The organism is Microcoleus sp. K4-B3, assembly GCF_036704615.1.
Classification (GTDB): Bacteria; Cyanobacteriota; Cyanobacteriia; order Cyanobacteriales; family Microcoleaceae; genus Microcoleus.
The window spans coordinates 17,036-40,938 of record NZ_JAUBSF010000012.1; the positions used below are offsets into that span (position 1 = coordinate 17,036).

Annotated in this window: 29 protein-coding genes and 1 tRNA gene; 12 read left to right on the top strand and 18 right to left on the bottom strand. The window is 45.1% G+C overall.

Annotation, left to right across the window (positions count from 1 at the left end; translation table 11 throughout):
* Positions 1–183 precede the first annotated feature (183 nt).
* Positions 184–1,266, bottom strand: a complete 1,083-nt coding sequence (locus QUA78_RS08265; protein ID WP_333304334.1) for an ATP-dependent 6-phosphofructokinase — start codon at positions 1,264–1,266, stop codon at positions 184–186.
* A gap of 314 nt (positions 1,267–1,580) precedes the next feature.
* Complete coding sequence (locus QUA78_RS08270; protein WP_190735043.1) at positions 1,581–1,823, bottom strand: hypothetical protein; 243 nt, start codon at positions 1,821–1,823, stop codon at positions 1,581–1,583.
* 137 nt (positions 1,824–1,960) lie between these two features.
* On the opposite strand from QUA78_RS08270, the gene QUA78_RS08275 reads away from it, so the two are divergent.
* Positions 1,961–2,467, top strand: coding sequence for a hypothetical protein (locus QUA78_RS08275; RefSeq protein WP_333077855.1), 507 nt, complete (start codon positions 1,961–1,963; stop codon positions 2,465–2,467).
* Between the two features lie 154 nt (positions 2,468–2,621).
* Positions 2,622–3,440, top strand: a complete 819-nt coding sequence (locus QUA78_RS08280; RefSeq protein ID WP_333304333.1) for an FkbM family methyltransferase — start codon at positions 2,622–2,624, stop codon at positions 3,438–3,440.
* A gap of 302 nt (positions 3,441–3,742) precedes the next feature.
* Here the strand turns inward: QUA78_RS08280 and ygfZ are convergent, their stop codons facing one another.
* The 3 genes from ygfZ to QUA78_RS08295 all read right to left on the bottom strand — a co-directional run bounded on the left by ygfZ (position 3,743) and on the right by QUA78_RS08295 (position 5,629).
* Entirely contained in the window at positions 3,743–4,792 is a 1,050-nt protein-coding gene (gene ygfZ, locus QUA78_RS08285) for a CAF17-like 4Fe-4S cluster assembly/insertion protein YgfZ (protein ID WP_333304342.1), read from the bottom strand.
* Positions 4,793–4,981: 189 nt separating this feature from the next.
* On the bottom strand, positions 4,982–5,365 hold the full coding sequence (locus QUA78_RS08290) for a hypothetical protein (protein WP_333304332.1): 384 nt from the start codon (positions 5,363–5,365) through the stop codon (positions 4,982–4,984).
* A 192-nt stretch (positions 5,366–5,557) separates the two neighbouring features.
* Positions 5,558–5,629, bottom strand: a tRNA-Val gene (locus QUA78_RS08295).
* A gap of 72 nt (positions 5,630–5,701) precedes the next feature.
* On the opposite strand from QUA78_RS08295, the gene QUA78_RS08300 reads away from it, so the two are divergent.
* Both QUA78_RS08300 and mazG read left to right on the top strand, forming a co-directional pair.
* Positions 5,702–6,418 (top strand): metal-binding protein, encoded by a 717-nt coding sequence (locus QUA78_RS08300; RefSeq protein WP_333304331.1) that lies wholly within the window; start codon positions 5,702–5,704, stop codon positions 6,416–6,418.
* 70 nt (positions 6,419–6,488) lie between these two features.
* A complete protein-coding gene (gene mazG / locus QUA78_RS08305; protein WP_333304330.1) occupies positions 6,489–7,316 on the top strand; it encodes a nucleoside triphosphate pyrophosphohydrolase in 828 nt (275 codons plus the stop codon).
* Positions 7,317–8,016: 700 nt separating this feature from the next.
* Here mazG and QUA78_RS08310 read toward each other — a convergent pair.
* The 3 genes from QUA78_RS08310 to QUA78_RS08320 are packed head-to-tail and all read right to left on the bottom strand — an operon-like array spanning position 8,017 to position 9,263.
* Positions 8,017–8,430: a helix-turn-helix transcriptional regulator gene (locus QUA78_RS08310; protein WP_333304329.1), complete on the bottom strand. Its 414-nt coding sequence runs from the start codon at positions 8,428–8,430 to the stop codon at positions 8,017–8,019.
* Positions 8,431–8,448: 18 nt separating this feature from the next.
* Entirely contained in the window at positions 8,449–8,850 is a 402-nt protein-coding gene (locus QUA78_RS08315) for a helix-turn-helix transcriptional regulator (protein WP_332952988.1), read from the bottom strand.
* A 32-nt stretch (positions 8,851–8,882) separates the two neighbouring features.
* A complete protein-coding gene (locus QUA78_RS08320) occupies positions 8,883–9,263 on the bottom strand; it encodes a helix-turn-helix domain-containing protein (RefSeq protein ID WP_333030075.1) in 381 nt (126 codons plus the stop codon).
* A gap of 118 nt (positions 9,264–9,381) precedes the next feature.
* Here QUA78_RS08320 and QUA78_RS08325 point away from each other — a divergent pair, with 118 nt between their 5' ends.
* Entirely contained in the window at positions 9,382–9,765 is a 384-nt protein-coding gene (locus QUA78_RS08325) for a hypothetical protein (protein WP_333304328.1), read from the top strand.
* 127 nt (positions 9,766–9,892) lie between these two features.
* Here the strand turns inward: QUA78_RS08325 and QUA78_RS08330 are convergent, their stop codons facing one another.
* On the bottom strand, positions 9,893–10,378 hold the full coding sequence (locus tag QUA78_RS08330) for an allophycocyanin subunit alpha-B (protein ID WP_293336342.1): 486 nt from the start codon (positions 10,376–10,378) through the stop codon (positions 9,893–9,895).
* Positions 10,379–11,287: 909 nt separating this feature from the next.
* Between QUA78_RS08330 and rlmD the strand changes: the two genes are divergently transcribed.
* The gene (gene rlmD, locus QUA78_RS08335; protein WP_333398717.1) at positions 11,288–12,700 is read left to right on the top strand and encodes a 23S rRNA (uracil(1939)-C(5))-methyltransferase RlmD; all 1,413 of its coding nucleotides are present in this window, start codon (positions 11,288–11,290) and stop codon (positions 12,698–12,700) included.
* A gap of 155 nt (positions 12,701–12,855) precedes the next feature.
* Here the strand turns inward: rlmD and QUA78_RS08340 are convergent, their stop codons facing one another.
* From QUA78_RS08340 to QUA78_RS08350, 3 genes are all read right to left on the bottom strand, one after another.
* Positions 12,856–13,038, bottom strand: coding sequence for a type II toxin-antitoxin system RelE/ParE family toxin (locus tag QUA78_RS08340; RefSeq protein ID WP_333306168.1), 183 nt, complete (start codon positions 13,036–13,038; stop codon positions 12,856–12,858).
* Positions 13,035–13,304 (bottom strand): type II toxin-antitoxin system ParD family antitoxin, encoded by a 270-nt coding sequence (locus QUA78_RS08345; RefSeq protein WP_333306171.1) that lies wholly within the window; start codon positions 13,302–13,304, stop codon positions 13,035–13,037. The genes QUA78_RS08340 and QUA78_RS08345 overlap by 4 nt, the downstream gene beginning before the upstream one ends.
* Before the next feature lie 105 nt (positions 13,305–13,409).
* Positions 13,410–13,910 (bottom strand): DNA-binding response regulator, encoded by a 501-nt coding sequence (locus QUA78_RS08350; protein ID WP_333306173.1) that lies wholly within the window; start codon positions 13,908–13,910, stop codon positions 13,410–13,412.
* A 415-nt stretch (positions 13,911–14,325) separates the two neighbouring features.
* On the opposite strand from QUA78_RS08350, the gene QUA78_RS08355 reads away from it, so the two are divergent.
* The 3 genes from QUA78_RS08355 to QUA78_RS08365 all read left to right on the top strand — a co-directional run bounded on the left by QUA78_RS08355 (position 14,326) and on the right by QUA78_RS08365 (position 17,512).
* Complete coding sequence (locus tag QUA78_RS08355) at positions 14,326–16,458, top strand: hypothetical protein (RefSeq protein WP_333306175.1); 2,133 nt, start codon at positions 14,326–14,328, stop codon at positions 16,456–16,458.
* A 187-nt stretch (positions 16,459–16,645) separates the two neighbouring features.
* Positions 16,646–17,290, top strand: coding sequence for a hypothetical protein (locus QUA78_RS08360; protein WP_333306177.1), 645 nt, complete (start codon positions 16,646–16,648; stop codon positions 17,288–17,290).
* A gap of 6 nt (positions 17,291–17,296) precedes the next feature.
* The gene (locus QUA78_RS08365) at positions 17,297–17,512 is read left to right on the top strand and encodes a hypothetical protein (protein WP_333306179.1); all 216 of its coding nucleotides are present in this window, start codon (positions 17,297–17,299) and stop codon (positions 17,510–17,512) included.
* Positions 17,513–17,622: 110 nt separating this feature from the next.
* Here the strand turns inward: QUA78_RS08365 and vapC are convergent, their stop codons facing one another.
* The 5 genes from vapC to QUA78_RS08390 all read right to left on the bottom strand — a co-directional run bounded on the left by vapC (position 17,623) and on the right by QUA78_RS08390 (position 19,735).
* Complete coding sequence (gene vapC / locus QUA78_RS08370; protein WP_333306181.1) at positions 17,623–18,027, bottom strand: type II toxin-antitoxin system VapC family toxin; 405 nt, start codon at positions 18,025–18,027, stop codon at positions 17,623–17,625.
* Positions 18,024–18,227, bottom strand: coding sequence for a type II toxin-antitoxin system VapB family antitoxin (locus QUA78_RS08375; protein WP_333306183.1), 204 nt, complete (start codon positions 18,225–18,227; stop codon positions 18,024–18,026). The genes vapC and QUA78_RS08375 overlap by 4 nt, the downstream gene beginning before the upstream one ends.
* A gap of 381 nt (positions 18,228–18,608) precedes the next feature.
* A complete protein-coding gene (locus QUA78_RS08380) occupies positions 18,609–18,944 on the bottom strand; it encodes a DUF5615 family PIN-like protein (RefSeq protein ID WP_333306185.1) in 336 nt (111 codons plus the stop codon).
* The gene (locus QUA78_RS08385; protein ID WP_333306186.1) at positions 18,937–19,257 is read right to left on the bottom strand and encodes a DUF433 domain-containing protein; all 321 of its coding nucleotides are present in this window, start codon (positions 19,255–19,257) and stop codon (positions 18,937–18,939) included. The genes QUA78_RS08380 and QUA78_RS08385 overlap by 8 nt, the downstream gene beginning before the upstream one ends.
* A 196-nt stretch (positions 19,258–19,453) precedes the next feature.
* A complete protein-coding gene (locus tag QUA78_RS08390; protein ID WP_333306188.1) occupies positions 19,454–19,735 on the bottom strand; it encodes a hypothetical protein in 282 nt (93 codons plus the stop codon).
* Positions 19,736–20,054: 319 nt separating this feature from the next.
* Between QUA78_RS08390 and QUA78_RS08395 the strand changes: the two genes are divergently transcribed.
* From QUA78_RS08395 to lpxD, 3 genes are all read left to right on the top strand, one after another.
* Positions 20,055–21,170 carry an SPFH domain-containing protein gene (locus QUA78_RS08395; protein WP_333398718.1) on the top strand — a complete coding sequence of 372 codons (1,116 nt, stop codon included), beginning with the start codon at positions 20,055–20,057 and terminating at the stop codon, positions 21,168–21,170.
* 414 nt (positions 21,171–21,584) lie between these two features.
* Entirely contained in the window at positions 21,585–21,902 is a 318-nt protein-coding gene (locus QUA78_RS08400) for a YkvA family protein (RefSeq protein WP_333140663.1), read from the top strand.
* 143 nt (positions 21,903–22,045) lie between these two features.
* Positions 22,046–23,086, top strand: a complete 1,041-nt coding sequence (lpxD, locus tag QUA78_RS08405) for a UDP-3-O-(3-hydroxymyristoyl)glucosamine N-acyltransferase (protein ID WP_333305531.1) — start codon at positions 22,046–22,048, stop codon at positions 23,084–23,086.
* A 268-nt stretch (positions 23,087–23,354) separates the two neighbouring features.
* Here the strand turns inward: lpxD and QUA78_RS08410 are convergent, their stop codons facing one another.
* Positions 23,355–23,750 (bottom strand): WD40 repeat domain-containing protein, encoded by a 396-nt coding sequence (locus QUA78_RS08410; protein ID WP_333305533.1) that lies wholly within the window; start codon positions 23,748–23,750, stop codon positions 23,355–23,357.
* Positions 23,751–23,903: the final 153 nt, after the last annotated feature.

Consider the following 23,903-nt stretch of genomic DNA (forward strand, 5'->3'; position numbering starts at 1 on the left):
CTCTGCGGCATCCAAACTGGCAGGCGGGCGATGCGACTTTTGGGCGGATTACACCCTAAACCTTTTTCACAAGTGCAAAATTTTTGTAGTAAGGACTTTAGTCTTTGCTGTTGAGTTGAGAAAGAAAGCACTTTAGCCCTCACTACAAATTGTTAATCTTTGAGAAATCGGACGGGTAATTGTCTAGTCTCCCAGACAAATTCCCAAACCGCGAGCCGTTTTAACCAGAGTCCCATCGAAGTCTACAGGTCTGTATTTGGCGATCGCATCTTCCAGAGGAACGCTCACAACTTCCCGCTTTTGCCAAGATACCATGCAGTCGTATTTCTCTTCGGCAATTAAATCAACTGCTGCGATGCCAAAAGCAGAAGCAATTAATCTTTCTAGCGATGAAGGAGTTCCTCCGCGTTGAATATGTCCCAAAACGGTGACGCGAGTTTCTGCACCGCTGCAGTCAGAAATTGTATCAGCTAAATACTGACCAATTCCGCCTAATCGACTTTGACCTAAGCGATTTGTGTGCATTACTAATTCGCCTTCTTCAGTGCGAACTGCCTCCGCTACTATAATTAAACAGTAGTTTTTTCCCCGGTCTTGGCGATCTTGGATTTGGGCGCAGATTTTGGAAATTGTGTAAGGGATTTCGGGAATCAGAATTATATCAGCTCCCCCAGAAATTCCGGCACTGATCGCAATATGTCCGGCGTCGCGTCCCATGACTTCAACAATCATGACGCGACTGTGACTGGCCGCAGTAAAATGCAAGCGATCGAGTGCTTCAGTCGCAATATTGACAGCAGTATCAAAACCGATGGAACGCTCGGTAATTCCGACATCATTATCAATAGTTTTAGGAATAGCAACTAAATTCAAATTGCCGTGTTGAGCAATCTTTCTGAGAATGGCGAGACTGCCGTCGCCACCAATGCCAATTAAGGCATCCAGACCTAGTTGATGATAGCCTTCGATAATGTCGTCAGAACGATCGCGTAGAGTCCCATCAGACATCGGGAAAGCAAAAGGGTTGCCCTCATTTGTCGTGCCTAGCATCGTACCGCCAATGGTGAGCCACGAGTCTACTTTCTCAATATCCAAGGGAATTGCTTGAGGGGGACGACTCATCAATCCGTTGGTGGCTTGACGAATTCCCCTCACTTTCCAATTGTAAGTTCCCGTTGCGCGGTGGACAACGGCTCGAATAACTGCGTTTAAGCCTGCACAGTCACCTCCGCTGGTGAGGATACCGATACATTTTTGTTCTCCCATAATTAATGCCCGACTTTTCTTACTCAGAACATGAGTTGATATTTTTAGAGTCCGATCGTCCAATCCTTATTTTCGACGTAACATAGGTAGGCGAAAATAAACTTTACCCTGTAACGGAATGTAAAGCTATCATAACTTTTGTGATGGCTTTCATAAGATATCGCTCCTTCGGGGAGCGTTTCACTCGCTTTTGACTACTTATTTATTTTCAAGCTTAATCGACCTAATTTAGTGCCTCATCTCTGACGCACGCTACAAGTTCGATCGGCAACTAAGTAGCACAGCCAATCACCGTCTCCAACAAAACATCAATTTTACTTGGGATTGAGGCGTTTAGAAACTTGGTTAATTATACCGCTGAGAATAGCACCGCCCATAAGAATTCCGAGGGCGGGATTAAATACGGGCTGCCAGAGACTGTACCACAAATCAAAACCGAGATTCACCCCGGTCGATCGACCCGCTACTGCGATCGCAAACCACGCAAAACTGGCAAAGACGAAAAATACATCAGCTACTAAAATCAAGTTGAGAAAGTTAAGAAATTTATCTTTCATTGTCGAGGGTTCCTTTTGAGTGTATATGTGTCAAGTTTTGCCAAGCGGTTGGTAATGAAGCAGATTGATAGCTGCAACTGGCGATCGAATAAAGATAAAATATCATTCAATTGTTTTCGCGCACAGGCTGTCAAAATATGGTTCGCTATACACTTCCTCAAAGCCCCGAAATTATTTTAACTGTCAAAGGGAAAGATTCAGCCAAAGCCCGCGAAGAAGCGATGGATCGGCTGATGGATCTCATGGATGAGGGCAAGCTGCCTACGCAACTCGTGGAGGGATTTGGGCCCAAGCAGTTTGTTGAAGTTAAGGATATCGAAGATGCTGCGTCTGACGGCGAGGACGCGATTACTGAAGCTGTGCAGATTTTGAGCAATTTGGCAAGTCTCAAATTGAAAGTGATGGAATCCCGCGAAGAAGCACTCAAAATCCGGGCGGCGATCGACATTTTGTTTACAGATGAGGCTGTGACTGCCGAGGAAATTGGTCGCTTGAAAGATGGTTTCAAAGTTCTCAAAAACTTCGCTCAAGCTAACGTCCGCTATCGAGAAGCTAGAAGTAAAGCTGAAGAAGCGCGGGCAATTCTCGACGAAGCTTTGCAATCTGTCGAACCGGAAAACAAGGCGCAGAAGTCGGCAAAATAGTAGCAGGTTACGTTAAAACCTATTTCTGTCATTGCGATCGGAAACGAAGCAATCGCAAACCTCGGCGATTGCTTCGTTTCTCTCTTCGGACATACAGTAACTCTGCTGCAAGACATAATATTAACTTTATCCACATTGAAATCAGGAAAAAATTGTGAGCCAACAACAAACAGGAATTCTCAGAAACTCGATGTCCGGGAGCTTGCTGCTGGCTAAAAACTTAGGTTTTGAACCAAAAACTGTGATTGATGTCGGTGCGGCTTTGGGAACTTTTAACCTTTACGAAACTTTCCCCGATTCGCGACATTTGCTAATTGAGCCTATCGCTGAAAATGAACCTTATCTCGCCAAAATTTGCCGCAAGCTCAAAAGTGCAGAATACATTATTGCAGCAGCGACCAAAGAATCGGGAGTTTTCACCCTCAACGTCAGTCCCGGTATGGTGCATTCTTCACTTTCTGAAAATCGCGTTACTGACAGCAGCAATTCTTATTTGAGAAACATACCAGCAATTACCCTGGATGGAATATGCCGGGAAAGAAACTTGTCAGGCCCGTATTTAATTAAAGTTGATGTAGACGGACAGGAATTAGATGTTTTAGCGGGAGCAACTGAAATTTTGCAGCAGACTGAATATGTAATTGTAGAAGTTACTTTGTTCGGTCAGATGTATGATGTAATGAGTTTTATGAAGTCCCAAGGCTTCGCAGCTTACGATATTGTTGATTTGTCATATCGCCCGACTGATAGAGCTTTGTGGCAAGTGGACATGGCTTTTGTTAAGGAATCTGGTCAATTTAGAAGAGATAGCAGTTTCGCGACCGGACAGCAGGATATCGAAGCACTTAACTCGCATCTCAAAGCTTATCGAGAAAGTTTCATCAGACACATTGACACTCATTACAGCGACCCAGTAGAGCCGGAACCACAGGCCAGTCAAGCTGTTTGGGGCGAAGATTATGTCATCATTTAATCAGCTATAGCAATCCTTGCAGGAGTCGTAAATTTGTTACCGCACCCCAACCCTCCCCGAACCCGCTCGCTCGGGAGTAAGAAATTTACAAATGATTGAGGATTGCTATATTGTGTATTTAAACTGCATACTTGGGGCGGCGTCGCAGCCCCAACCCCACAAGAGTTTGATTATTTGTTGATGTGCAATTTAAATACTGAGCGAGCTTATGGTGTCCAGTAGAACACCCGCTATAGGTTCGCCGTCAGGGCTTCAATCCTCATAAAATTCTGAGGACTTTAGTCCTCACGACAAACCAAAGCTTACAAACTTAAAAAAGGCACGTTTACTACTTCCCCGGCAATCTCTCCTAGTTGCACTTTTAAGCCTTCGCCGCCCGCTTTTGTGCGGATGTAAGCGAGGCCAAAAAAGCCGGATTCAGTTTCCGTAAAACTGGTGAGTTTGCCGACTTTTTCCTCTCCGATTGTGACTGTTGTTCCGGGTTCAACCGCACCGCTCAACTGCACGCCCCAAAGTTCCTGTTTGACTCCTTTGTAGGTGTTCAACCGGGCAATAGTTTCTTGACCGATGTAGCAGCCTTTGTCATAGGTAATCGTGTTTAAAAGGCGGGCTTCTAAGGGGTTGTAATCATCTGTGAGTTCAAAATCTGGTGCGGGGCGTCCTTGTTCGATTCGCAGTTGTTCCCAAACTCGATCGCCCATCGGTACGGCCCCAGCTTTGACTAATTCCTGCCACAAGTTGGCGGCATCGCTTGCTGACGCAATTAACGTGTATCCGGGAGTTGCTAAACCGCTACCCACCGCAACTCGGACTTCCATACCTGCAAAATTTATCAATTTGTGAGTAGCGTAAGGTTGATTTTCTAGTTCGGTAACTCCGATTTTTTCTAATAGTTGAGTGCTTTCCGGGCCGAGGAAACTGAAAGCAACAGTTGTATCGGTTAAATCTGTTAACTCGACGCGATCCATTGGGAAAATATAGCGATCGAGCAATTCCAGCAGTTGGCGGTGGCGGTTGGGCGAAACTAACAGCAGTACGGCATCTTCTGTAGCGTAAGCAGTGGCAAGGTCGATCGTCCGGGCGGTGGAAGTCACGAAAACGGTGTCGCAACCTTGACCGGGTTTGAGTATATTAAAGTTATTGGTACTTTGATTGTGCAAGAACCGCAGGCGATCGCTGTCTGAGATTTGAATGCGTCCCCAGTGAGTGCGATCGTACAAAGCGGCACCTTGTTTCGTTGCTGCGATCGCTTCTGCGTCGTTACCAAAACTGACTGGCACAATTTCTTTGGTTGTTAACTCTGCAAAAGTAGCACCGGCCGCTGCTTGAATGTCGTGCAATTCTTGAATCACCATAAAATTTTGTTGACTGTTGACTGTTGACTGTTGACTGTTGGTTGTTAACTGTTAACTGATGACTGTTGACTGTTGAGTCTTAAATGTTGACTGTTCGCTGTTGACTGTTGGCTGTTCGCTGTTGGCTGGAAAGCTCACCACTGACAACAGATAACTGACAACAGACAACTGACAACTGTCAACTGACTATTTGCCCAAATTGGCGAATATTTCTTGTATTAATTTGCTGGCTTTGGCATCAAGACGATTCCAATCTACATCGCCAGTGTCATCCTCAATCAAGCTAGTATCAATTACTACTTCCTGACTTTGCAGTTGAGTGTGAGCGGGCTGGTAGTTGACAAAGCAGACTCGATAGCAAAGTTCCCAAATATCGACGCATATTTGCTCGCCTTGATGCTCTAAAATTAGTTGATAGCCCGGAATCGGAATCTGCACTTCTTGATAAGTGCCCGTCCAAACTGACTCTTCTAATTGTTTGCGGATGTTGTCGAGCACTCGGATCATCGCTGGCTGCATAAGCAGTTCAGCTTGCTGCCACGCGATCGGGCTAGTTATTTTAGGCTTCATATACACGGTTCTAAAAAAGAAAATCAATAAATTCATTTTCTAGCATTGCGTGCCAACTTTTGAGACATCCGCCACAGAATGTTAAATTTAGTCGTCACCAAATTCAAAAGTCAACCGTCAACAGCAACAGTTAAAGCCGTTCTCGGCTTGACGGCTAAAAACGGCTGAAACTGTTGATCTTGAGTTATCCGATGGGTAATGTAGGATTTGAACCTACGGCATCCTGCGTGTAAAGCAGGCGCTCTACCACTGAGCTAATCACCCAATTGCACTCACAGGGATTTATCATATCACAGTAACTCAGAAAGATCAAGTAAAAAAAATCCTAAACTTTAAATGCCCTCTGGCCGCACCCACGATCAAATAACCATGTGGAGTTTGCCCTTAGTGGCAGCCCTCACCTTTGGCCAGACTCAGAGCAGCAACCTGACTTTGCTCGTTTCCGGCAGCTTCTTATTCGGCGGGCTGATGTTTGGCCCCGACTTGGATATCTACTCCTGCCAGTATCAGCGCTGGGGATGGTTCAAAGCGATTTGGCTCCCGTACCAAAAAAGCCTGCGCCACCGCTCTTTTTTGTCCCACGGCCCACTCATCGGCACTGCTTTGCGAATCTTGTACCTCGCTATCTGGATTGCGGTTCTCGGAATCTTGGGATTGGCAGTTGCCGAAAAAGTCGGGAACTTCGGCGGGAATTGGCAGGATGTGGTTTTGACTTACGGGCTATCGATCTGGGAACACCACATCGAAATTTTAGCCGTTTACATCGGTCTAGAATTGGGCGCTATGAGCCACTATCTGAGCGATTGGGGCGGCTCGGCTTACAAAAGATTCAAAAAGAAAGGATTGAGCGGGTTGCGCCCTCCTAAGACAATTAAGAGGCCTAAAATCAAAGCTCCCACTCGCACATCTAGCAAATCCATAGCAGAAGGAAGAAGGAAGAAGGAAGAAGGAAGTTCGGCAACGGATTCTGTAACGGATGTAACGGATGTAAAGGAGAGAAGGAAGAAGGAAGAAGGAAGAAGGAAGAAGGAAGAAGGAAGAAGGAAGAAGTAATACAATCAATGGTTGGAGCCATTAACAACGTTATAACCGTCTTGGCGGTTGATATAAAAGGTAAATTATTATGTCTAATTCTGAAAGTCGATCGCTCACAGCACTCAAAGAACTTATAGAAGTTGTGGCTAAATTGCGATCGCCAGACGGCGGATGTCCTTGGGATTTAGCCCAAACTCCCCAAACTCTAATTCCTCACATCATCGAAGAAGCTTATGAAACCGCCGACGCGATTCGCAAAGGAGATAAAGATGCGATCGTCGAAGAATTGGGCGACTTACTGTTACAGGTAATTCTGCAAGCTCAAATTGCCAGCGAATCCAATCAGTTTACCTTCGCCGAAATCGCTGCGGGGATTACCGAAAAACTAATTCGGCGACATCCCCACGTCTTTGGCGATGTCGCACTCAACAGCGTGGATGAAGTCAACGAAAACTGGGAAAAAATCAAAGCAGCAGAAAAAGGCATAACTTCAGAAAAGCCACCAACTTTAGCCTCGAAAATGAGCCGTTATGCCAGCACTTTGCCGCCGATCGCCGCCGGGATGAAAATCTCTCAAAAAGCTGCGGAAGTGAGTTTTGACTGGGACAGTGTAGAGGGCGTTTGGGATAAATTTCACGAAGAAATGGCAGAATTTGAACACGCTCTCAAACACGAGGATAAGGCAGCGCAGCAGTCAGAATTGGGAGATATTATGTTTGTCTTGATTCAATTAGCTCGCTGGTACAATTTAGATCCGTCGGCTGCTTTGCAAGGAACAAACGATCGCTTCGTGCAGCGGTTTGCCAAGGTAGAGGCTGCGTGCGATCGACCTTTGTCAGATTATGCCCCAGAAGAGTTAGAATCTCTGTGGCAGCAAGCTAAAGCTTTAATTGCTAAACAAAAGGGCGATCGGTAATCAATCACTCCCGATCGCTATTGTTAAGAACAGGCAAGATGCCTGTTCCACAACAACTCAATATTTTGCTTGTGGGGTGGGCTTCTAGCCCGCACTATTGTTAAGAACAGGCAAGATGCCTGTTCCACAACAACTCAATATTTTGCTTGTGGGGTGGGCTTCTAGCCCGCCCTGAAAAGCTGATTAACAATACTGCCAGATGTCAGCAATCAACTACTCTTGACACTCCCGGGCCTCAAGGCGTGGGGATTCTTGGTTCTGGCGACATACCTTAAAACTATCTATCCTTGCGGCAATACTTAAACCAAATATCCGTTCAAAGGAACCAAATATTGAGCCTAATTTAGTTAGTCCCAGAGGGTTTTATCTCCCCAAGCGTTCGAGAATTACTTCTCATGTTACCGGATGCCCTACGGTACGTTTTAACTTCCCAAAATTTATTTTTCTGGTTTTGGCTTACCTTAGTCAGCCTAGCTATGTTTTTCGTGGTTTTCGCCACCCACTAACCATTATTGTTTCCCGACCAGTCGTTTGAGCTTGGTGTCTCATGTGTATCGGCGGTTATTCTACCTGTGGTATAGTATCATTGTATTCTATTTTAAATAGAATGCAATGAAATTTGAAAAATAGATATTGACGCAACTAAACGATTAAAACAAAAATCGGCAATCAATTAAAGCCGTCCTATTAAGAAGGGGCTTTAGACCCAATTATCTTGGTAAAGCTTCGCGTCATTGTACGGCGGATGTTCGCAAGCGATATAAAGCGCATTTGTCGGTTCCAGGGCTTCCCCTGTCACCGGATCGATCGGCTTGAGGACAAAGCATAACAGAGAGAGCGATCGCCAATCCAAATTATCCAGCTTCCCACGTTCGTAACGGTTGACTGTTGCGGCACTGATACCCACATCTTTGGGTACGGGTTGATTTGTAGCTGTGAACAGCGCCTCTTCATATCCCTTTGTTTTGAACTCTGTTTCGCTGACAGACCAGCCTGTTGTCTGTCTTGCTGCTTTTAAAATCTTCCCCAAACGCATCCGCCCCGTTTCAGTGAAGCGAACGGGACGCAATTCCTGCTCTTTGTCTACCACAGCCTTGTTAGAGAGTCCTGACATTACCTATCTGCAAATAATCTAGTCATAGAGCTTCGCGTCATTATACGGCGGATGTTCGCAGGCGATATAAAGCGCATTTGTCGGTTCCAGGGCTTCCCCAGTCACCGGATCGATCGGCTTGAGGACAAAGCATAACAGAGAGAGCGATCGCCAATCCAAACTTTCTAACTTCCCGCGTTCGTAGCGACTAACAGTAGCATTACTAATACCGACATCTTTTGGTACAGGATCTCCGGCTGTCCGAAACAGAGCGGCCTCGTATTCTTTTGTGACCATTTCTGTTTCAATAATTGACCAGCCCCGAATCTCTCTAGCTGCTTTCAGAAGTTTGCCCAATCTACCGCGTCCCGTATCCGTAAATCGCACAGGGCGCAGTTTTTCCCGATCGACGACAGCCTTAAAGTCAAGAAATCCGGGCATTTTACAGATCCAATTTAACTATTAAGTCAATCCTACGCCTCGACGTTTGGGTTCCAAAATTCAGTTCCGATCAACAGTAAGTCTTCTAGAGTAACCAACCGCTTTTCAACCGGGTGAACTGGTTCGAGAACATCGAGGAACAGCCACAAAAGATCGGGTGCAGGCTTGTTGTAATAGCCATTTTCGATTCTCGAAATGCCTGCAATGCTGACCCCCAAAACTTTGGGCAAAGGCTCTCCCCCTAGATTATAAAATTGAGCCTCATGCTGCTTGGTCTTTTCGCTCAGTTCGTGAACGCTCCACCCCCTAGCTTCCCGCCACGATCGCAGGAATTTACCCAACCGCCGCAGCCCGGTATCAGTAAATCTCCGTCTCAAGTATTCTTTTTCTCGCCTAGCTTCTGCTACAACCATCAGTCATCACCTATCTGCATAAAGCTAAGCTATCACGCCTGACTTTCTAGTTTCACTTTTTAAGTTTGCAAGTTAAGCATATTGTGTTACAATGTTGGAACAAACTAAATAGACAGCTATGACACCACTATTTCGCCGCATCCAACCCTCGAAAAAGCTCCGCATCACCGTCAGGTCGATCGCCCAACTGCTCAAAATCAGCCAAAATCAAATTAAGCGAGTCGAATCCTGGGCTTTCGTGGTGTTTGTGCACCGGCAAGACAGAGGCGGACAATTTCTCAGCTACCGGAAGCTGGAAGAATGGCAAAATGCGATCGCCCATCATATCCAAACCTGCCCCACCCTGGGAGAACTCTCGCAGCTCAAAACATCTATTCACTACGACAGCCGGAAATTCAAAAAACAATGTCTCCCAAAAAACCTTGACTTTTTAAATCAAATGTGCATTAAAAGACAATACGAACTCAACATCTGGGAAAGCTTAAACAGCATTGCTTCCTAGCAGAAATTAGGCAGATTTCCTTGCCAAAAACAGAAGCGAAACATTTGCGAGCAATTGCGAGATCAAATCACCCCAAAAATCACCCGCGAATGCTCCGCCACATTCATGAAAGCAATCACCAAAGCAATTAAGACATTGCCTGAGCGATATAATCGAAATAAGGAGCTGCTTCCTTAGCATCATCCTGATTGAGCAAAGCCAAAGAAGCTTCCTTCAAACAGCGGATAGCTTCGACCATGCCAGGAACAGGAACGCCCAGAGAATTATACATTTCCCGAACGCCAATCAAACCGATGCTTTCGATAGGCTCCTTGTCACCCGCCAAGATACCGTAAGTAATCAGGCGCAAGTACCAGCCGTAGTCGCGCAGACACAAAGCCCGTTCGCGCTGGCCGTAAGCATTGCCCCCAGGAGAGATAAAATCAGGTCGTTTTTTCCAGAGTTTTTTACTAGCTTCTTCAACAATTTTCTTCTCACTGTCAGACAGCGCAGTAGCAATACGCACCCGCTGTTCTCCGGTTTTAAAGAAATCATTGATACTTTGGAGTTCGCCGGTACTGGGATAACGAAGTTCGTCGTCGGCTTGGAGAATAAATTGGCTAACTACGCTCATAAAAAAAACTCGGTAAGTGGGAAACTCAGTTTCTTCAGGGCTGAGATGGAAACGACGCGGGCGGTTTCAACCGCCGTTAATCTTTCCATTAAACGGGGATTGCTTGATGGGAGTGTAATGAATGTAATGCAGTTTCACTCTTGACCATTACTACCTCAAATTTCGCAACCCGCGATCGCATAACGGTTTTGCTCTTTCGAGCCTCCCTTTCGGGGTGATGTGAGCTTCGACAAAGTTAACGGCCGGTACTATATTTAGGACACTGACTTAACCCAATAAATCTGTTTAATCCTAAATTTCTAGAGCAAGGAACTAGCTTCGTATTCCTTGGTAGGTCTTAAACTCTTACCGTTAACGTAGTACACAAGGTACTTAGTCTGGTCAACTGTGGTTTAAGTCTTAGGCTAGAAGCCCAGTGTCTTTAGACCTGGGTCGTTGACTGTTATTCAAATTTGAGGATAACATTAATAAACATTCCCATCTGTTGGCGACGGGATTCTTGGTTCGCAGACTGGCCTTGCTCCTAACATTTATCAATCCTAGAAGTAGAGGGTAAATCTCCCCAAGCGTTATGCTTGATGTTCAAGCCAGTTTCCTTGTGTTCCAGGGTACTGGGGGAAAATCTCAAAAACTGCGACTGAGAGTTTGGATGTCGGCAGACACTTTGACTATTTAACGAGTTTTTGCTACATCGCCCCAACAGCCTATCGCACCGACGGGATCGAGGCAACTCGCGGCAAGCTCGACTCCCCGGTTGAAGCTTGGCTTTAGCAGCAAGACGTTCAGCAGCAGGAAGACAGCCTGCAATTGAGCTTGAGTGCGATGGCTTGCGCCCCGCTTCGCTACGACTTATCTCAGGAAAGAGAGAGCGATATTGCATTACCATATTAAATCCTACCACGACTACTTGTGACCAAATCTAAATTCCCCACCCCAAACTCGACGAAATTGGCAAACCCTTGCCAGCAAGGTCAACTGATTGAGATAGAGATTACCGACTTGACAGACACCGGCGACGGAGTTGGTCGTTTTGGTGAGTTAGTAGTGTTTGTGCCCGATACCGTGACGGGCGATCGAGTCCTTGTCCGCCTCGTGCAAGTCAAATCCACCTATGCTACAGGCAAGCTGGACACACTTCTCGAAACATCCGAACACCGCATCCGAGCTAACTGCATTGTCGCCGACAAGTGCGGCGGCTGTCAGTGGCAGCACGTAGATTATCAATATCAGCTTGCAGCCAAGCAAAATCAAATCATTCAAGCCTTAGAACGGATTGGCGGATTTACCAATCCGCAAGTTGATGAAATTTTAACGGGAAAAATCGAGGGATTTCCCCAATTTTTGGGATACCGCAACAAAGCGACTTATCCCGTGGCAATATCTGCAACAGGTCAAGTCCAAGCAGGTTACTATCAAAAAAGCACCCACAAATTAGTCAATCTCAATCAGTGCCCGGTGCAAGACCCGCGCCTCAATCCTTTGTTAAAAGAAGTCAAAGAAGACATCCACTGGCGGGATTGGCAAGTCTACGACGAAAAGAAACATACAGGAGAATTGCGTCATTTGTCCTTGCGGATCGGACGGCGCACTGGCGAGATGCTGCTAACTTTAATAGTTCGCACTGGAGACTTGCCGGGAATTGAAGAGCAAGCATCAGAGTGGCTGAAACAATATCCTCAACTGGCAGGTGTTTGTTTGAATATAAATCCAGCTCAAACTAATGTGATTTTTGGTGCAGAAACTCGCTGCATTGCGGGTCGTGCTTATCTGCGAGAAAGCTTTGCTGGTTTGAATTTTCAGCTAAGGGCTGATACTTTTTTCCAGGTAAATACAGAGGCGGCTGAAGCATTGTTAGAGGTAATTGTAGGGGAATTGAATTTGCAGGGCAACGAGGTTTTGGTTGACGCTTACTGCGGAATTGGGACTTTTACTTTACCCCTGGCAAAACAAGTAAAAATAGCCATAGGTTTAGAAGTGCAACCGGCGGCGATAGAACAAGCCACATTAAATGGTGAGTTAAATGACGTGAGAAATGTCGAGTTTCAGGTGGGAACTGTAGAGAGTTTGCTGCCTTCCTTGGGATTGACACCGGATATTGTGCTGCTAGATCCGCCGAGGAAAGGGTGCGATCGCGCGGTTTTGGAAGCTATCAAGGAAATCAAACCAAATCGTATTGTTTATGTTAGCTGCAAGCCGGCTACTTTGGCTCGCGACCTGAAGATTTTGTGCGAAAATGGGGATTATAAGTTAGCGCGAGTGCAGCCGGCGGATTTCTTTCCTCAGACTTCTCATGTTGAGTGTGCGGCGTTTTTGGTCAGGTGAATGAAAGGGCGATCGTTGTTTAGTTAAATTCAATCATCAGCATCGGCGAAGAGGGCGGATAAATCTCGATAACCACTGACAACTCGAAAGATTTCTACATTTTGTCCGATCGGCATATAGAGGATGAGATAGTTGTCTGTGGAGAGGCTGCGAAGCTATGGTAAAATTTCGTGTCTTTGTCGTCCAATATTGGGAAACTGAGCAATTTTGGCGAATTTAGCGTCAAGATTGCTTAAAAAGCGATCGGCTCGATCCAGTCCCGATTGACTGGCGATGTAGTCTGCAATTTGCTCGATGTCTTGAATTGCGGGTTGAGTGAGGCGGAATTGTGAAGTCATGCTTCTGAGGAAGTGTAACGCGATCGCAAATTAGCTCGAATTTGTGCCATTGCGGTTGCACCGTCTACGACTTCACCGCGTTGGGATGCTTGCTGACCAATCAGTGCGTCTTGTTGGAGTTCTTGCAGTCGTCCTTGATAAATGTCTTGCTGTTGTTCGAGTAGTTTAATGGCTGCAAGGATAACGTCTATCGCGCTGTTGTATTTGCCGCTGGTGAGTTGGCGCTGCACGAGGGCTTCGACTTCAGGTGGCAAAACAATTTGCATGGTGTTTGAGATGAGGAGTGTTGATTCTATTGTAGGCGATTCCCTACGGGATAGCGGCGCTTTACGCCTTCAGTTAGATTGGTTTGTTGAGGGGCGATCGCCCATCTAACCATCTTTATCCAAATCTTCTGTTTTCGGAGTTTCTGAAGTTGAGGGGATTGAAACCCGGATGTTAATATCAATTGTTCCTGTATTAGAATCAAAACCTATATTAACTATTTTTACTAATGCTTCTGTAGGTACAGAATTATTTATTTTAAATTCAGGAGAAGACTGAGTTTTATATCCGGCTGCCTGTAGCCGATCGCAAATATTGCGCCAATTGCCTACAGGTTCGTTAGGTACATCTGCGAGTTTTTTAACATATTGGTATAAAGTTTTACATAAATAAACCTCTGCACTTTTGGAACTCTGAAACAGTTGGCGGGCGATTTCGGCGGGACTGCAACCGGAAAGCAATCCTCGGAGGTAAAGTTTTTCTGTTTCTGTTAGTCCCCTGCGCGATCGAGGAGAGATTTGCCGTTTAGCTTCCGCAAAAGCTTGGTATAGTCTTTCTAAGTCCCAGTGTTTCGCGGCTTCGGCAAATAAATCTTCCTTTGGTACCATTGTCGGGTGTGTTGAGATGTGACTAACGACAGCATAACCGAAATTGCTAGCGTTTGTTAGTTGCTTGGTAGCGGTAGCTAGTGTATTATTTTACTAAGACTAAATATATAAGTGTAAATACTTAGATAAACGGGGAGGCGCGATCGCTTCAACTAACGTCAAAGCTAGTATTTGCAAAAGTCAGAGGGCGCTAAGTAAAGTTTTGTAACAAAAAAGCAGTATTTTGCATAAAACTTGCGGACTCAGCCTGATAGATAAATAGAGCTTGAGAAGTACCGCTACTGTTGCGCTACTTCGGGGCTAAGGGTTCATGAGGGCGATCGGCCGATCGGCTTTTACAACAAACAGTTTATTTAATCCAAGCAAACACAGGGCAAGTCTATGTACTTGTCTCTAATCAACACGGGAGAATAACGTGTCTAATTTTTTCACGCCTGAATTTAATAACGAAAGTGCGATCGCCCCTTGGAATGCCAGCCTAGAACCGACTAAGGCAATTATCCCGCAGCTAGATGCTAACCGCGTCCTAACCGGGGGTGTTGGTGAGGAAGTTAATATCCCGACTTTAACGCCAGAAGCCTATGAAAATATCATCTTGCCCGATGCTGCGCTAACCCGGATGGCTAATGGGGCGATCGCCGACTCCAACAGCAGTTTACCGGATAGCTCTGTCGATTTGCTAACAGGTCAGGCGATGTCCGAGGTTTATGGGGATCTGAGTAAGTTTGCGGCCGGGCCAGATTTCGTGGCTAAGATGAATTTGGCTTTTGGGGAAAACTGGGATGCTGTGGGTGCGAAAGCCTTAGCTGAAGGATGGTTTCAGGGAGATTTTAGTGATATCCCGCCGGTGAAGGTTGTCTCGTCTGCTGAGATTGATGGGGCGAATGGGGCTTTTGCAGCGGCGACGGATACGATTTATTTATCGAAGGAATTTTTGACTCGGAATGGGGCGAATCCGGCGGCGGTGGCGGATGTGTTGCTGGAAGAGATAGGGCACTCTGTTGATGCGCGGTTGAATGTTACGGATTCACTGGGAGATGAGGGGGCGATTTTTGGGGCGATCGTTCAGGGGAAGGAGTTGAGTGAGGGTGAGCTTCAGGGGTTGAAGAGTGAGGACGATCGGGGGACTGTTGCGATAGATGGAAAAATACTTTCAGTAGAGTATGCAACATTATACGGAATTAATTTTTCCCAAGACTGGGGAGGAAACATTTTTGATTGGAGTTCAGGAGAAATCGTTGAAAAAGGATTCATTCCATTTACTCGTAATAATGACAGGGATGCTGCTTCTTACGGAAACGTTATTTCTCGAAATTGGGGTAATGGGGCTCCGAGTAATGTCGGTGTAAGTTCTGATAAATTTGGGGTGGATTTATACAGAGAAGCAGATTTTGAAGCAGGTGTAACCTACAACTTTTCAGTAAAAGCAGATGATTATTACTATCTAAGAACCATACCAGTTAACGCTAATAGTGGGAATGAATGGATTAATGTTAGTGGTCAAAATGGGGCTTGGCTTAAGAATGCTTATGATGGTAAAAACTACACATTTACTCCTACACAAAATGGTAAATATTGGGTAAATTTTGGATATGCTGAAGAAAGAGGCGATGCCAGTTTTTCCCTCTCTTGGGATAGTAACAAAGATATCACGGTAGAAAACCAGCCATTTCCAGTCGAGCTATTGCTTTACGATAAGGATGGTAAAAAAGGGACAGCAGCTCGTAGCAATATTGACTCCAACAAAGACACCGTTGTAGTGATTCATGGTCGTGGTAATGGTACGGAAGATGGCAATATAATTAACTTAGCGGAAACAGTAGCAGCTAGTCAATATTACCCAAACTCTCAGGTACTTTACTTAGACTGGAAAGAGGCAGCAAATGACCCTGGTAAGCCGGCTCTTTTGACGATTCCTTACGACGCTGCGAAGCGGATTAGGCCAGTTGCTCAATGGGCTACTAATAAGTTGAAAGAATTAGGAATAGATCCTAAACGAACTATTCTTTTAGGTCATAGTTTAGGCTCTTACGTTGCCTCTGAGATAGGAAGAATAAGTGGAGGTGTTAAGAATCTTGTTGCACTCGATCCAGCTTCTCCTGCTGGCGATTACGACATTGATGGCAATAACCCAGGAGATGATGGTATCGTAGAATTTAGTAAGACCGCTACTAAATCTATTGCATTGGTCGTTTCAGATAGTAGTAGTCCTAACGTGGGCGCTATAGCAGGTGATAATGAGCAAGCTACAACTGCGGATTATTCCTACCTAGTTAATTTCACTGGTTATGTAGGGGAAGACGCTGCGAGAGATTATCATAACCGTGTTATTGATGTTTTCAAAGACTTGGCTTCAAAACCATCATTATCTTTCCCATCTCTTCTCACTCTTAATCGATTTGATAACTTCGGTAAAGTACAGCCTTCTCTGTTTGTATTTGATCGGGCTCATGAGGGTGTTATCTCAGCCGATTTAAGTAACGGAAACTCAAGTATAACTGGTTTAGATTATGTGTCTAACGGTAGCAATCAAAGAACCTGGACTTAGGTAACAATTAATGCCGATTGCTCCGCTCATATTGGGCATAATCTAAGCATCTCTGCATCCTTTATGCCCCCTATAATTTAGATCGAGACTACATCTGAGCGCTCGCCATTCGTATCTTGAAAGAGCGCTCGCTCCTAATTTTATCCCTCTCCAATCCAGTCAAATTTACAGTTGAGAACAAATAACGATGGCATTAAGATTCATCAATAATAATGGTCTATTTCGCTTGTTCGGCGATAACACAGCAGAATTAATCGAATTATCCCCTAGACTACTAACAGATATTTCTGGTGGTGTCTTTGTTCTAGGTGGCAATGATACAGTTACAGGCTCTACCATCAGCGAACTAATTCTCGGAAACGACGGTCAAGATAGCATTTCAGGTGGAGAAGGAAACGACAGTTTATTTGGTGGCAAAGGCAACGATCAACTTTTTGGTGATGCAGGCGATGATTTTCTCTCAGGTGACAGGGACATTGATACACTCACTGGCGGACAGGGAAGAGATACATTTGCCCTGTTAACAGGTGGCGGTTTAGACATCATCACCGACTTTGACAATACGACTGATTTCATCCAAGTACCAGCCAATTTAAATATCGGTGACATCTTGATTCAAACCGCAGGTGCTAATACTCTCCTTACTGTGAAAAGTACAGGTGAACAATTAGCCCAACTGAATAATGTTCAGGCTTCCAGTATCACAACTGCAAACTTGTTAGCTAATCAGCCACCTCTTCTGAGTACGCCTATACCTCGACCAGATACGCCTGTGTTTGTGCCTCCTGATGTTTCGTTTCCTGATTCCCCACTTTCCCCTATTCTGCTTTGAAATGTTGTGGTATCGCCCCTTTTCTTCTTAGGGGCGATGGTCTTTTTCCCAAAGTGCGATGCTACTTTCAGTGTCGGCATCTATGAGGACTTGTCAAAGTGCGATCGCGATTTGGAAGTTTTGATTGCAGCCGGCATCCCGCGTCATTTATTTAAAATACTGACTTCCAACGATGACATCGATTTGAAACCTGTAACGCAATACCTCAAAGCAGTGTCATAATGTTTTGGGTGTAGCGCAATTGTCCCTTTTCCTAAAGTACGATCGTCCCTCGGACATCTCAAATCCAAAAGTGCGATCGGTATCCCTAAGTTAAGATATAAACTGAGAAATCACCCTGATAGTAATACGACAGGAATGTGAGATCGGAAATTCTCAAAATCTTTATCTGTAGTGAAAATGCTGTAACCGCGACGATGAGCAACGGCACATAACAGAAAATCTGTATTTGAACCCTGAACGCCATTACTGCGACAGGTATTGAAAAACTCTGCGGCTAACTCATAATCTTCAGTTGTTAGCTCTAAATCAGGAAAAGCACGAAGATACTCTCGCAATCGAGCAAACTGTTCCTTGTAGCGTACCCCAGAAAGCACCTCCTGACGAATGGCACCCAGTAAAACAACTCGTCCATCTGCAATCAAATCACGCAGTACATTAACAATAGCGATCGCATCATTTGTTGTGTTGCGCCGCAAGGCCAACGACCAAAAGTAACTATCAACAAGAACATTCATAAAGTTTGTCGCTGTTGCTTGTAGTTATAATCTTCATCGTAGTCAATAGTCCCAAACAATTCCATTACTTTTAGTTGTTTGCGGCGACGTTGAATGTACTCGCGTAAAGCTGCTTCGATTAATGTAGTAGGTGTTGGATGGTTACTCAAATCAAGGGCTTCTTGAAGGAGAGTTTTGTCAATTTCGAGCGTAGTTACCATATATTTTCCTCGTGCAAGTAGGGTATCACGCAATTGCCACCGAACAATGCTGTAATTTTAGTGTAGCACTGAAACTCTATCAATGGGCGATCGCTTTCTGCATTTAGTTCGCGGGAGAATGAAAAGCCTGTTTAGCTTGCGTAAGTCAGGCAAGTCGGCATTTATGAGGACTGCTCAAAGCTCGCAATTTGGAAGCTTTGATTGCAGCAGGCATCACCTGCCATTTATTTAAAATACTGATTTCCAACGATGACATCGATTTGAAGCCTGTAACGCAATACCTCAAAGCAGTCTGATAATGCTTTGGGTGTAGCGCAATTGTCCCTTTTTCAAAGTGCGATTGCCCTTATTTTCCGAAAGTGCGATCTCCTTAAAATCATGTCAAATATATTCAATCCTCCCCATCATTTCTTCAGGCGCATACACTTCATAAATTAAAATCAAACTACGGATAATCTCGCCCACCGAACGAGAATTAGGAGGACAATAGACAATCCCCGGATAATCTGTGGTATCGCTTGCCATAATTAAAAAATCGTCATCGTGCGTTACTATCACGCGCTGCTGTTCGCGAATAAATGCCAGGTGTGACTCATCGCTTTTAGTACGCAATCCTGCATCAACTGTTGTTGTAACATCTATCCCGTAACGACGCAAACCACGCGCAATGTTAGAGTCAATATGTTCGTCTAAATGAAAACGAATTGGCTCACTCACCTCTAATTGCCCTCAATTTTTCTTGTAACGGAGATGGTGAACTATTTCGCTTTAATTCTTCCACAATAGCTCGACTTTCAGCAGTGCGACGATCGATTTCTTCTCGACGATCGTAATAATAGGTCATTGCAGCATGAACTGAGGCAAGTGGTAAGTCATACTTGCCGGCAATTTCTTCTATAGAAATTCCCATTTTTAGATACATTTCGGCGATGTGTGCTACAGCAATTCGATGGCCCGCAATGCGTGGCTTACCACCAAGTACCCCAGGCGTAATTTCGATATGTTCTGTGATGACTGATTCCTTAGACATCTTAGTTAAACGCTCTTAATCAGTAATGTTTAAGCTCTTTAATCTTAGCACAAACAGATGCAGCGCGATCGCGCTCTGGAAACTTTAATTGCCGCCGACATCCCGCGTCATCTATTTAAAATACTGATTTACCGCACGTTTAAGAATTTGACCTACAACTCCGTACCTGTCGCCAACCAATCCATCGAGTTCATGTTCAAATTCTGGTCTTCTCTACATTCTCTTCAATCGCGTAGCCTTGATTTCTCCCCCAATCTATCCAAGCTGATACATAAAAGTTGTCAACTATATCAGGGGGAATTTTAGCATTTTTGTTGAGAATATTTTGAGCAGTATTTGGTGAAAGACTTTCTGGCTGTGCGAGTAAGTTTTCTATGCCTATTAAAACTAATTCTTCTATCGATACATTCAAGTCGTTGGCGAGTTTTTGTAACTTCAGGAGGCGCTCATCTGAAAGGGCGATCGCGATCGTATTCATCTGACTTACGCTCCTAGCATGATGCCTTAAGTATAGCCAATAAATCACTGACCTTTAGTCACCGTTAAACCAAATTGTAGGGTGCGTTAGACATTAATTCTTTCGATTTCAACAGGTTTGAAGGATCAGACGCACCCTACGAACAGTATTTCGATCGCCCTCACCACCAACTAGATGCAAGCTAGATCCAGTCCGGCCTGAATCGCGGGGAGTCCAGAAGTATAGAATAGAGGTTGCTGAACCGGCACACCGCCCGATCGCTCGTCCCCAGCAATTTGTTACCCTAAAATTAGAATCTTCGCTCCCTCAACTCCCTCCCATGAACAACGCTTCTCCACTGATTCAAACCGTCACACCCGAACGCTGGGCCGGCTTTAGTATGGACTTTATAGGGGCGGGTTACACGGGTTTGTTGGTCAAAAACGGCCGCGCCGTGCGTACCCTGAAATCCGGGCGGCATTTCAGCTTTGCCCTTCCCCTGCTGGAACAGTGTCAAATTGTCATCGTAGACACCAAACTCCGCAATTTAGACGTACAGTCGCACGGAGATTTTTTGTCTAAGGATCGGTTTTTAATTGATGCCACTCTGACTGTTATTTATCAAGTTATAGATCCGAAACGAGTAGCTTTGGAATTGTCCGATCCTTTAGCTGTTTTAGCAAGTGCAGTTAAGGATTGTATGGGATTAGCGATCGGGCAAATACCCCTACAACAGCTTATCAGTCAAGGACGGCTGTTGCTGCGCCAAAATTTGCTCGATCGCGTCCAAGATTTTTATACTCTAGGTTTTAACTTAGAAGACGTGCGAATTGGCGATGTCAGCTTTCCCGAAACCAACGGAGTTATTCGCCAAGTTGAGGGAATGAGTGCCCGACAGGAAGCAGAAAATGCGGCCGCACTGCAAATGAGAATTGCCGAAGCTGGCCGTCCGATTGTTCCTCAATCTCCCGTACAGCAGTTAAACTTAATTTCAGGTCATTCTCCTGCGAGTCTTCCAGCTTCTGACACAGCAGCAGGGTTCGATCGAGATTTACAACAACTGACAGAACAACTTGCTCAAAACAGCCTCCCTGCTGGGAGAAATCCTCCCCAACTTGCACCAACCGTACTCGCAAGCAGCGATCGCAAAACAACCGCATATTTAATCTACAAACTTTCTGGAGAAGCGATCGCCCTAACAGCCAATCCCTTTACAATTGGACGCGAACCAACCAACACATTAGTATTACAAGATCCGCAAAGTTCGCGCTACCACGCTCAAATCCGCCGCGCCACTGACGAACTTGGTAAACAGCGATATCAGCTTGTCGATAGCGGCAGTTCCAACGGCACTTTTGTGGGTGGGCAGAGGCTGGCTGCTAACGAGCCTTTTTGGCTGCCAAATGGTTGCGAAATTGCGATCGGCGACCAAAAATGGATATTTCAAAATTCGTGAGTGAGAGAGATGAAGATTTTTTTAAACAGCAGATAAACACAGATAAATCCCATCGGCGTTCATTTGTGTTTATCTGCTGACATCTGCGGTTAAAAAATCCCAATCTAAGTAACTTGCTTTAATCACGATATACAAGTAATAGATTACGAATCTACCGTCAACAATATGAATGTTTTTTTAAACCACAAATCAGCGCAGATAAATACAGATTAATTCCATCGGCTTTCATCTGTCAGGTTTCTGTAGGGGCGTTGTCAAGAGTCCCCGCCCTTCCGACACAGCTTGACAACTTCTCCCTCCCCGATTCCCTATACTCCCAGGTAGAATTCTCTTCCCAACCCTAGGGGGGATATCTCCACAAGCATTTCGAGCGAGAATTTGTCAAGATTGAAAATATAAGTAGAGGACAACCCCATGAACTTTTCTATACAATCTGTTTACAACTGGTACCGCGACACCCTCCGCAACCCCAAATACCGCTGGTGGATTATTCTGGGAACGCTGGCATATCTGGTAAGCCCGATCGACATTGCCCCAGACTTTCTCCCCGTCGTCGGACAAATTGACGATGTGGCGATCGCAGTCTTGCTGATTTCCGAAGTTTCACAAATGGCGATCGACTACTTTAAATCTCGCCAAACAGAGACAGCTTCAGCATCCGAAGCCACCGGTGCCAATTATTCTGAAGCCAACGGCAGCACCGTTGACGTAGATGCAGTTTCTGTAAAATAATTGCCAAAAATAATCGAGCGCTACAACCCCGACTTCTTCAAGAAACCGGGGTTTTTGTTTTTTAAATGGCAACTGCTCAGATCGTGCTCTAAAGCTGGTAATTTTAACTATGATCCATCTGTGCTAACAACAAATTTTTATAGATGAAGTTTAGCGAAATAGTACAAAAACTTAACTTAGCCACCAGTCACAGCCTCACAGCGTCGGTTGCTGCCGATCCGGAAATTACTGGCGCGGCCCCAGTCGATGAAGCTGCATCGGGCACAATCAGTTACATAGAAGGTGCTAAATTTGCCGCTCATACAGCCTCGACAAATGCTTCTGCTTTAATTTTGCCCTTAGATGAAAGCCTCCAAGCTCAATGTGACGATCGCAACATTGCTTGGATTGCCGCAGCAGATCCGCGATTGCTGTTTGCTGAAACGATCGCCCTTTTCTATCAACCGTTTCGCCCAGCATCCGAAATTCATCCCTCAGCCGTCGTTCACCCCTCAGCAGAAATTGGTGAAAATGTCTATATCGGCCCCCACGCCGTGATTCAAGCAAAAGTCAAAATTGGCAGCAACGTTTGCATTCATCCAAATGTCGTAATTTACCCAGATGCGGAAATAGGCCACGGCACAGTTTTACACGCTAATTGTGTCATTCACGAACGTACTCGCATCGGGGCAAATTGCGTGATTCACAGCGGTGCGGCGATCGGCAGCGAAGGTTTTGGGTTCGTGCCGACAGCCACAGGATGGGTGAAAATGGAGCAGTCTGGGTGCACTGTATTAGAAGAGGGCGTTGAGGTTGGCTGCAACAGCACGATCGACAGGCCCGCTGTCGGAGAAACCCGGATCGGCCAAAATACAAAAATCGACAATTTAGTACACGTAGGTCACGGCTGTCAAGTAGGGAAAAATTGTGCGTTTGCCGCTCACGTTGGCATGGCTGGCGGGGTAAAAATTGGCAACAATGTAATTTTGGCAGGTCAAGTGGGAATTGCTAATCAAGCCAAAATCGGAGATGGGGCGATCGCCACTGCTAAAGCCGGAATTCACAGCGACGTGCCCGCAGGTGCGATCGTGACGGGCGTTCCAGCAATTCCCCACAAACTATTTCTCAAAGCCGCAGCCGTATACAACCGTTTGCCGGAAATGTACCAATCTTTGAGGCAAATTCAGCGCAAGCTCGATCGGTAGTCATTAGTTATATACTTAAACATCTTGATTCATTCTTGTATAATGTCAAGTTGTGTAGGGGCGGATTCACGAGTTTTCTTAATTTTAAAGCCCGCAGCTTTATAAACCCGCCCCCCCATATAAGGACGAATCAACCGGACATGATATCACCTGTTAAAAGAAGAATATTTAACGCCCGCAAGGATTTTTCGACGGTTTGAGGGTCTTATTCACGCGCGCCTGACAGGGTACACTTAATTCAGTATACCGAAATTATTGACTATCCATTTCAGAGCTTGTCGCAAAGAGAGCGATCGTCCTGTAAATTCGGGTTATTCTTCAGATAATCCCCTGCTTTCTGGCAACCAATCTTTAAAAGATTATTGAGATTCATACTCCAAAGCAAGGGTTTACGGTAATAGTAATTATCTTTGCCCCGCATCCAAGTAAAAATCTGCTGCCCATCAGAGTTTAAGCTGATGTTATCACCAGTAAAGCTATCCTGTTTAAAGCTTTTTAACATTATCCCATCACGGCTCCAAATTTTAACTGCACCACTATCATCAGCCGAGGCAAGCATCTCACCGTTTGGGCTGAAACTAAGACTTTTAACAGACGCACTGTGTCCTGATAGGCGATGCTCAAGCTTGCCACTTTGACAGGGGAAACGCATCTTATTGAACACTGTTCATCAGTGGTGAGTATATTTTGAGATAAATTCACCATTCAAAGAAGCTACAGACACGCTTTCTAATGACTTTAGTAAGAAAACAGTAACTGATTAATGGTGGTTTTTACGCTTCTGCTAATTTTGAGAAAATAAAACTATTACAACCAC

Bases quoted from the DNA above. Each gene is read 5' to 3' on its own strand.
- QUA78_RS08265 (WP_333304334.1), bottom strand. From the start codon at position 1,266: ATGGGAGAACAAAAATGTATCGGTATCCTCACCAGCGGAGGTGACTGT.
- QUA78_RS08270 (WP_190735043.1), bottom strand. From the start codon at position 1,823: ATGAAAGATAAATTTCTTAACTTTCTCAACTTGATTTTAGTAGCTGAT.
- QUA78_RS08275 (WP_333077855.1), top strand. From the start codon at position 1,961: ATGGTTCGCTATACACTTCCTCAAAGCCCCGAAATTATTTTAACTGTC.
- QUA78_RS08290 (WP_333304332.1), bottom strand. From the start codon at position 5,365: ATGAAGCCTAAAATAACTAGCCCGATCGCGTGGCAGCAAGCTGAACTG.
- QUA78_RS08300 (WP_333304331.1), top strand. From the start codon at position 5,702: ATGCCCTCTGGCCGCACCCACGATCAAATAACCATGTGGAGTTTGCCC.
- mazG (WP_333304330.1), top strand. From the start codon at position 6,489: ATGTCTAATTCTGAAAGTCGATCGCTCACAGCACTCAAAGAACTTATA.
- QUA78_RS08310 (WP_333304329.1), bottom strand. From the start codon at position 8,430: ATGTCAGGACTCTCTAACAAGGCTGTGGTAGACAAAGAGCAGGAATTG.
- QUA78_RS08315 (WP_332952988.1), bottom strand. From the start codon at position 8,850: ATGCCCGGATTTCTTGACTTTAAGGCTGTCGTCGATCGGGAAAAACTG.
- QUA78_RS08320 (WP_333030075.1), bottom strand. From the start codon at position 9,263: ATGGTTGTAGCAGAAGCTAGGCGAGAAAAAGAATACTTGAGACGGAGA.
- QUA78_RS08325 (WP_333304328.1), top strand. From the start codon at position 9,382: ATGACACCACTATTTCGCCGCATCCAACCCTCGAAAAAGCTCCGCATC.
- QUA78_RS08330 (WP_293336342.1), bottom strand. From the start codon at position 10,378: ATGAGCGTAGTTAGCCAATTTATTCTCCAAGCCGACGACGAACTTCGT.
- QUA78_RS08340 (WP_333306168.1), bottom strand. From the start codon at position 13,038: ATGACTTCACAATTCCGCCTCACTCAACCCGCAATTCAAGACATCGAG.
- QUA78_RS08345 (WP_333306171.1), bottom strand. From the start codon at position 13,304: ATGCAAATTGTTTTGCCACCTGAAGTCGAAGCCCTCGTGCAGCGCCAA.
- QUA78_RS08350 (WP_333306173.1), bottom strand. From the start codon at position 13,910: ATGGTACCAAAGGAAGATTTATTTGCCGAAGCCGCGAAACACTGGGAC.
- QUA78_RS08360 (WP_333306177.1), top strand. From the start codon at position 16,646: ATGGCATTAAGATTCATCAATAATAATGGTCTATTTCGCTTGTTCGGC.
- vapC (WP_333306181.1), bottom strand. From the start codon at position 18,027: ATGAATGTTCTTGTTGATAGTTACTTTTGGTCGTTGGCCTTGCGGCGC.
- QUA78_RS08375 (WP_333306183.1), bottom strand. From the start codon at position 18,227: ATGGTAACTACGCTCGAAATTGACAAAACTCTCCTTCAAGAAGCCCTT.
- QUA78_RS08385 (WP_333306186.1), bottom strand. From the start codon at position 19,257: ATGTCTAAGGAATCAGTCATCACAGAACATATCGAAATTACGCCTGGG.
- QUA78_RS08390 (WP_333306188.1), bottom strand. From the start codon at position 19,735: ATGAATACGATCGCGATCGCCCTTTCAGATGAGCGCCTCCTGAAGTTA.
- QUA78_RS08395 (WP_333398718.1), top strand. From the start codon at position 20,055: ATGAACAACGCTTCTCCACTGATTCAAACCGTCACACCCGAACGCTGG.
- QUA78_RS08400 (WP_333140663.1), top strand. From the start codon at position 21,585: ATGAACTTTTCTATACAATCTGTTTACAACTGGTACCGCGACACCCTC.
- lpxD (WP_333305531.1), top strand. From the start codon at position 22,046: ATGAAGTTTAGCGAAATAGTACAAAAACTTAACTTAGCCACCAGTCAC.